Source organism: Streptomyces sp. NPDC051133 (assembly GCF_040682635.1).
Lineage (GTDB): Bacteria > Actinomycetota > Actinomycetes > Streptomycetales > Streptomycetaceae > Streptomyces.
In genome coordinates this window covers 1-7,159 of the sequence record NZ_JBFBBK010000114.1, presented here as the reverse complement: position 1 = coordinate 7,159, position 7,159 = coordinate 1, and the positions used below count along the sequence as shown (strand labels likewise).

At 72.1% G+C, this 7,159-nt stretch carries 8 protein-coding genes and 1 pseudogene; 7 read left to right on the top strand and 2 right to left on the bottom strand.

The features are described from left to right. Window positions 1-49 precede the first annotated feature (49 nt). Entirely contained in the window at window positions 50-1,696 is a 1,647-nt protein-coding gene (locus AB0N17_RS44715; protein ID WP_366017446.1) for an FAD-dependent monooxygenase, read from the bottom strand. A 199-nt stretch (window positions 1,697-1,895) separates the two neighbouring features. Here AB0N17_RS44715 and AB0N17_RS44710 point away from each other — a divergent pair, with 199 nt between their 5' ends. The 7 genes from AB0N17_RS44710 to AB0N17_RS44680 are packed head-to-tail and all read left to right on the top strand — an operon-like array spanning window position 1,896 to window position 7,044. After that, window positions 1,896-2,954, top strand: a complete 1,059-nt coding sequence (locus tag AB0N17_RS44710; RefSeq protein WP_366017445.1) for a SchA/CurD-like domain-containing protein — start codon at window positions 1,896-1,898, stop codon at window positions 2,952-2,954. 35 nt (window positions 2,955-2,989) lie between these two features. Beyond that, complete coding sequence (locus AB0N17_RS44705; RefSeq protein WP_366017444.1) at window positions 2,990-3,427, top strand: cupin domain-containing protein; 438 nt, start codon at window positions 2,990-2,992, stop codon at window positions 3,425-3,427. After that, the gene (locus AB0N17_RS44700; RefSeq protein ID WP_366017443.1) at window positions 3,424-4,692 is read left to right on the top strand and encodes a beta-ketoacyl-[acyl-carrier-protein] synthase family protein; all 1,269 of its coding nucleotides are present in this window, start codon (window positions 3,424-3,426) and stop codon (window positions 4,690-4,692) included. The genes AB0N17_RS44705 and AB0N17_RS44700 overlap by 4 nt, the downstream gene beginning before the upstream one ends. Next, window positions 4,689-5,933, top strand: a complete 1,245-nt coding sequence (locus AB0N17_RS44695; RefSeq protein ID WP_366017442.1) for a ketosynthase chain-length factor — start codon at window positions 4,689-4,691, stop codon at window positions 5,931-5,933. The genes AB0N17_RS44700 and AB0N17_RS44695 overlap by 4 nt, the downstream gene beginning before the upstream one ends. 22 nt (window positions 5,934-5,955) lie before the next feature. Then, complete coding sequence (locus tag AB0N17_RS44690) at window positions 5,956-6,210, top strand: acyl carrier protein (protein ID WP_366017441.1); 255 nt, start codon at window positions 5,956-5,958, stop codon at window positions 6,208-6,210. 1 nt (window position 6,211) lies between these two features. Further along, a complete protein-coding gene (locus AB0N17_RS44685; protein WP_366017440.1) occupies window positions 6,212-6,691 on the top strand; it encodes an SRPBCC family protein in 480 nt (159 codons plus the stop codon). Window positions 6,692-6,711: 20 nt separating this feature from the next. Beyond that, on the top strand, window positions 6,712-7,044 hold the full coding sequence (locus AB0N17_RS44680) for a TcmI family type II polyketide cyclase (protein WP_366017439.1): 333 nt from the start codon (window positions 6,712-6,714) through the stop codon (window positions 7,042-7,044). 27 nt (window positions 7,045-7,071) lie between these two features. Here AB0N17_RS44680 and AB0N17_RS44675 read toward each other — a convergent pair. Then, a pseudogene (locus AB0N17_RS44675) lies at window positions 7,072-7,159 on the bottom strand (cell division protein SepF); the annotation flags it as partial.

Genomic DNA, 7,159 nt, shown 5'->3' with positions numbered 1-7,159 from the left:
GACCGCCCGGCCCGCACCCGCCCGGCGCCCACCGGGCGCCGCGCCCCGCTCACCCCCTCCGCAGCACCGCCCGTACCACCTCGCGCAGCTCCGTCTCCGGGGCCGGGGCCGCGTCCACCGTGCGCCAGGCCACGAATCCGTCCGGCCGGACCAGCACCGCCCCGTCCGCCGACGTGCCGTGCGCCGCCGCCCAGTCGTCGCCCTCCGCGTCGTACCGCAGCTCCGCCCGCGCCCCGGCACCGATCCGGTAGGCGTCCAGTCGTACCCCCTCCGTCTCGGCGACGCGCCGCGCCGCCGCCTGCCAGGCGGCCCCCGCCGCCGACCCCGCGTCGCTCAGCAGCACCAGTGACCGCTCGTAGAGGTCGAGCGTGGAGAGCCGTTCGCCCGAGCGGCGCAGCCACAGGTGCGGGGCCCGGCTGCCCGGCTCCCCGGTCAGCCGCATCCCGTCGGGTACGACCTGCTGGCCCGGGTCGGCGCCCACGACGGCGCCCCGCGGGTAGCGGTAGCCGAGGACCACGTTGAGGATGCCGCCGCGCTTGCCGCCGCCGACGCCGGGGGCGGGGGCGAAGCCGGGGTGGCTGTGTTCCACCGAGCGGGCCGAGGCCCGGGCGCTGGTGGCCAGGGCGACGGGCCGGCGCTCGGCGTCGTACGTCTCCAGCAGCCCGGGCCCGGCCCAGCCGTCGAGGACGGCGGCCAGCTTCCAGGCCAGGTTGTGCGCATCCTGGATACCGGTGTTGGAACCGAACGCCCCGGTCGGCGACATCTCGTGCGCGGAGTCCCCGGCGAGGAGGACCCGGTCGTGCAGGTAGCGCTCGGCGACCCGTTCCGCGGCGCGCCAGGACGCCTTGCCGGTCACCTCGACGTCGAGGTCGGGCACGCCGACGGCCAGGCGGATGTGCCGCTGGAGCCGTTCCTCGGTGAACTCCTCCAGCCGTTCCCCGTTTTCGGGGTGCCAGGGCGCGTGGAAGACCCAGTGCTCCTTGTTGTCCACGGGGAGCAGCGCCCCGTCGGCCTCGGGGCTGGTGAGGTAGCAGCAGATGAAACGCCGGTCGCCCACGGTGTCGGCGAGCAGCTTGGAGCGGAAGGTGACGCTCACGTTCGCGAAGAGGTCGCCCGGGCCGGTCTGCCCGATGCCGAGCCGGCCCCGGACGGGGCTGCGCGGGCCGTCGGCCGCGACCAGGTAGTCCGCCCGGACGGTGTACAGATCGTCGCTGTCCCGGTCCCGGACGTACGCCGTCACTCCTTCGGGGTCCTGGGAGAAGGACTCCAGCTCGTGGAAGTACCTGAGGTCGCCGCCGAGCGCGCGGGCCCCCTTCAGGAGCACCGGCTCCAGGTCGTTCTGGCTGCACAGGCACCACGACGTGGGGCTGAAACGGGCGATCCCGCCGCCGGGGTCGATCTCCCGGAACAGCCACTCGCCGGCCTCGCCGGCCAGCGTCGGCGTCTGCAGGATCCCGTGGTTGTCCGCCAGGAGCGAGGCCGCCGCCTTGATGTCCGGTTCGACGCCCGCCGCCCGGAACAGCTCCATCGTCCGCACGTTGTTGCCGCGACCGCGCGGATGGAGGGACGTGCCGGAGTGCCGCTCGACGAGCATGTGCGGCACGCCGAGACGGCCCAGGAACAGGGAGAGGGACAGGCCCACGAGAGAGCCGCCCACGACGAGGACGGGAACCTGGTGATCGGCTTTCTGCTGCATCAGGGGCTCCAGAGGCAGGAGTGCGGGTGTGGGGCGCGCTGCAGTTTCCATGCCCTCTCGGGAGGGGTTTCGCGTGCTCAATCACCCGCCTGGTTCACGTGAGTCGCGCGCCGCAAAGGACCGGAACAGGATCAAAAAGCGCTGACGTCGCGTCATGACGGCGGCGCAGGCCTCTGCCCCCGGTAAGGAGATGTGCGGCATGACCACCACGTCGGAACAGGTTTCGGAACAGCTGAAGCGACAGGTGTCGAAACGGGTTTCCCAGTCAGTCTTCGACGGTTCACACCTCCGGGTCGTCCTGCTGGTGGACGTACACGACGGCGCCCAGCAGCAGTTCCTGGAGGCCTACGAACAGCTGGGCAAGCAGGTCGCGAAGGTGCCCGGCCACGTCAGCGACCAGCTGTGCCAGTCGATCGAGAACCCCTCCCAATGGCTCATCACCAGTGAGTGGGAGAGCGCCCCGCCGTTCCTCGCCTGGGTGAACAGCGAGGAGCACGTCCGCATGGTGGAGCCGCTGCACAGCTGCGTGCGGGACACCCGGTCGCTGCGCTTCCACATCGTCCGCGAGACGGGCACCGGAGCCCCCGCCGCCCGCCGGCTGCAGGTGTCCCCGCGCATCGGTGACGGAGTGATCCGGCACGCGCTCACCTTCACGGTCAAGCCGGGCAGCGAGCCGGAGGTCGCGCGGATCCTCGCGGACTACGCCTCGCCCGAGGCGCGGGTCGACGAGAACACGCGGCTGCTGCGCACCTCCCTTTTCATGCACGGCAACCGGGTGGTGCGGGCCATCGAGGTGCGCGGCGACCTGCTCGCGGCGCTGCGGCACGTCGCCCGGCAGCCCGAGGTGCGGGCCGTCGAGGAGGCGATCAACCCTTACCTGGAGCAGCACCGGGACCTCAACGACCAGGAGTCCGCCCGGATGTTCTTCACCCGTGCGGCGCTGCCGGCCGTGCACCACGTCACCGCGGACGAGATGGCCGAGGGCGAGCGGCACGCGCTGTGCTACCAGGCCCGCTCCGGTTCCGGGATGCGGCTGGCCGAGCTGCTCGCGCAGGGGGACGAGGCGGCGGCGGAGAACGCGGGCAGCCCGATCCTGCGCAGCACGATCTTCCAGCGCGACGACGTCGTCGTCCGGCTCGTCGACGTACGCGCCGGTCAGCACCCCGACCTCGACCCGTCGGACGCCCTGGCCGACCTGATGACGGGCTCCGCGGTCCGCATGGAGCTCATCACCGACCGCCGCTCGCCGGCCGCCTGAACCCGGCCTGCGCAGCACACCCACGGAGGAACGTCGTGATCAAACCCCTTCCGAAGATCGTGGACCTCGGCGAGATCGAGCCCAACACCCGGCGCGGCGGGGATCTGCGCGCCATGCTCACCCCGGCCACGGTGGGTTCCACCAGCGGCTTCATGGGCGTGGCCCTGATCAACCCCGGCGACCGCATCGGTGAGCACTACCACCCCTACTCCGAGGAGTTCGTGTACGTCGTCTGCGGCGAACTCGAGGTCGACCTGGACGGCGAGCCGCACCCGCTCCGGCCGGAGCAGGGGCTGATGATCCCCATGAACATGCGGCACCGGTTCCGCAACGTGGGCAAGTCCGAGGCCCGCATCGTCTTCCACCTGGGCCCGCTGGCCCCGCGCCCGAACCTGGGTCATGTCGACACGGAGGAGACGGAGCACGCCGCCGTCGCCGCCGAGCCGGCCGGCCGGGGGCAGGTCCTGTCATGACCCGGCGGGTGGCGGTCACCGGCATAGGCATCGTCGCTCCGGGCGGTATCGGCGCGCCGGCGTTCTGGAACCTGCTCGCCGAAGGCCGTACGGCGACCCGCGGCATCACGTTCTTCGACCCCGCCGGCCTCAGGTCCAAGATCGCCGCCGAGTGCGACTTCGACCCGGCCGCGTACGGACTGGACGCCGAGCAGGTCGAGCGGGCGGACCGGTACATACAGTTCGCCCTGGTCGCGGGCGACGAGGCGGTCCGTGACTCGGGTCTGGAGCTGGCCCGGGAGGACCCCTGGCGGGTCGGCGTCTCCCTGGGCACCGCCGTCGGCGGCACCACCCGCCTGGAGCACGACTACGTGCTGGTCAGCAACGGCGGCGAGCGGTGGGACGTGGACCACCGGCAGGCGGAGCCCCAGCTGCACCGGGCGTTCTCGCCGAGCACCCTGGCCTCCGCGGTGGCGGAACGTTTCGGCGCCCAGGGTCCGGTGCAGACGGTGTCCACCGGCTGCACCTCGGGCCTGGACGCCGTCGGCTACGCCTTCCACACCGTGCAGGAGGGCCGGGCGGACATATGCATCGCCGGGGCCTCGGACTCGCCGATATCGCCGATCACCATGGCGTGCTTCGACGCGATCAAGGCCACGTCCCCCAACAACGACGACCCCGCGCACGCCTCGCGGCCCTTCGACAACAACCGTGACGGGTTCGTCATGGGTGAGGGCGGAGCGGTGCTCGTCCTGGAGGAGCTGGAGCACGCCCGGGCCCGCGGTGCGCACGTGTACTGCGAACTCGGCGGCTACGCCACCTTCGGCAACGCCTACCACATGACCGGCCTGACCAGCGAAGGCCTGGAGATGGCAAGGGCGATCGACGTCGCCCTCGACCACGCCCGCCTCGACCCCACCGCGATCGACTACGTCAACGCGCACGGCTCCGGCACCCGGCAGAACGACCGCCACGAGACCGCCGCCGTGAAGCGGGCCCTGGGGCAGCACGCCTACGACACCCCCATGAGCTCCATCAAGTCCATGGTGGGCCACTCCCTCGGGGCGATCGGCGCGATCGAGGTCGTGGCCTGCGTCCTGGCCCTGGCGAACCAGGTCGTCCCGCCCACCGCGAACTACGAGACCCCCGACCCCGAGTGCGACCTCGACTACGTGCCGCGCGTCGCCCGTGAGCGGACGCTGAACGGCGTGCTGTCCGTCGGCAGCGGCTTCGGCGGCTTCCAGTCCGCGGTGGTCCTGACCCGGCCGAGAGAGAGGACACGATGAGCGAACCACATCCTCGGCGGGCGGCCGTCACCGGAATCGGCGTCGTCGCACCCAACGGAACCAGTACCGAGACCTTCTGGAAGTCCGTCCAGGAGGGCGTCAGCGTCCTCGGCAGCATCACCCGCGAGGGCTGTGAGCACCTGCCGCTTCGGGTGGCCGGCGAGGTCCGCGACTTCGACGCCGCCGACACGGTCGAGGGACGCTTCCTGGTCCAGACCGACCGCTTCACGCACTACGCGATGGCCGCGGCCGACCTCGCCCTGGACGACGCCCGGCTCGGCCGGGCCGACACCGACGGCGAGCCGTTCTCCGTGGGCGTGGTCACCGCGGCCGGTTCCGGCGGCGGTGAGTTCGGCCAGCGCGAGCTGCAGCAGCTGTGGGGCAAGGGCAGCCGGTTCGTCGGCCCCTACCAGTCCATCGCCTGGTTCTACGCGGCCAGCACCGGCCAGATCTCCATCCGGCGCGGCTTCAAGGGGCCCTGCTCGGTGGTCGCTGCCGACGAGGCGGGCGGACTGGACGCCCTCGCCCACGCGGCCCGTGCCGTGCGGCGCGGCACCGATGTGATCGTGGCCGGGTCGACCGAGGCACCGCTCGCCCCGTACTCGATGGTGTGCCAGCTCGGCTACCCCGAGCTGAGCCGCGAGGCCGACCCGGCCCGCGCCTACCGGCCCTTCACCGAGGGCGCGTGCGGGTTCGTCCCGGCCGAGGGCGGCGCGATGATCGTCGTGGAGGAGACGGCCGCGGCGCGCGAGCGCGGGGTGCCCGTACGGGCCACCCTGGCCGGGCACGCGGCGACCTTCACCGGCGCCTCCCGCTGGGCGGAGTCCCGTGACGGGCTCGCGCACGCCATCCGCGGCGCCCTGGACGAGGCCGGCTGCGCCCCGGAGGAGATCGACGTGGTCTTCGCCGACGCCCTCGGCGTACCGGAGGCCGACCGGGCCGAGGCGCTGGCCCTCGCCGACGCCCTCGGCGGGCACGGCCGGCGGGTCCCCGTCACGGCACCCAAGACCGGCATCGGCCGCGGCTACTGCGCGGCCCCCGTGCTGGACACCGCGGCCGCCGTACTCGCGATGGAGCACGGTCTGATCCCGCCCACCCCGGGCGTCGCCGACATCTGCCACGACCTCGACCTCGTCACCGGCCGGGCCCGCGCCGCTGAAGTGCGCACGGCGCTGGTCCTCAGCCGGGGGCTCATGGGGTCGAACTCCGCGCTCGTGCTGCGCCACGGCGCCGCCGAGTGAGCACAGCAAAGGAGGAGAACACATGTCCCAGATCACCGTGGAAGAACTCGCCGCACTCATGAAGAAGGCCGCCGGGGTCACCGTCACCCCGCAGCAGCTCCGGGAGAAGCCGGACACCGGCTTCGACGTCCTCGGCGTCGACTCGCTGGGCCTGCTCGGCATCGTCGGCGAACTGGAGAACACGCACGGCACCCCGATGCCGGTCGACGCCGAGCGCTGCAAGACGCCCCAGCAGTTCCTCAACCTCGTCAACAGCACCCTGATGGCAGGAGCCTGACATGGCCGGACACACCCAGAACGAGATCACCATCGCCGCACCCGTCGACCTGGTCTGGGACATGACCAACGACGTGGCGAACTGGCCGCAGCTGTTCAGCGAGTACGCCAGCGCCGAGATCCTCTCCGAGGAGGGGAACAAGGTCACCTTCCGGCTCACCATGCACCCCGACGAGAACGGCAAGGTGTGGAGCTGGGTCTCGGAGCGCGAGACGGACCGCGCCCACCTCAGCGTCCGGGCCCGCCGTGTGGAGACGGGCCCCTTCGCCCACATGAACATCCACTGGCAGTACGAGGAGGTGGCGGCCGGCACCCGCATGGTCTGGACCCAGGACTTCGCGATGAAGCCGGAGGCGCCCGTCGACGACGCGTGGATGACCGACAACATCAACAAGAACTCGAAGGTCCAGCTGGCCCTGATCCGGGACAAGATCGAGAAGGCGGCCGCCGGGCACCGGCCCGCCCCGGCCCTGGCCGACTGAGCCGGACGGAGGAGAAGACCGTGCACCAGGCCCTGATCGTCGCCCGCATGGCCCCGGGCTCCGCGCCCGACATCGCCAAGGTGTTCGCGGAGTCCGACCGGGGAGAGCTGCCCCACCTCGTCGGTGTCGTCCGGCGCAGCCTCTTCCAGTTCGGCGACGTGTACATGCACCTCGTCGAGTCCGAGCGAGAACCGGGACCGGCCATCGCCAAGGTCACCTCGCACCCGGAGTTCAGGGGAATCAGCGAGCGGCTCTCGGCCTACGTCAGCGCGTACGACCCTCAGACCTGGCGGTCCCCGAAGGACGCGATGGCGCAGCGCTTCTACCTCTGGGAGCGCGACGCCGGCGTCTGATCCCCCCTCCGGCCACCGGTGCCGGGCCCCGCTGACCTCGGTGCCGGGCGGGGTGAGGAGGAAGACGTTGCGGTCGACGCGGTGCATTCCGCTGGCCAGGCCGAAGACCACGCCC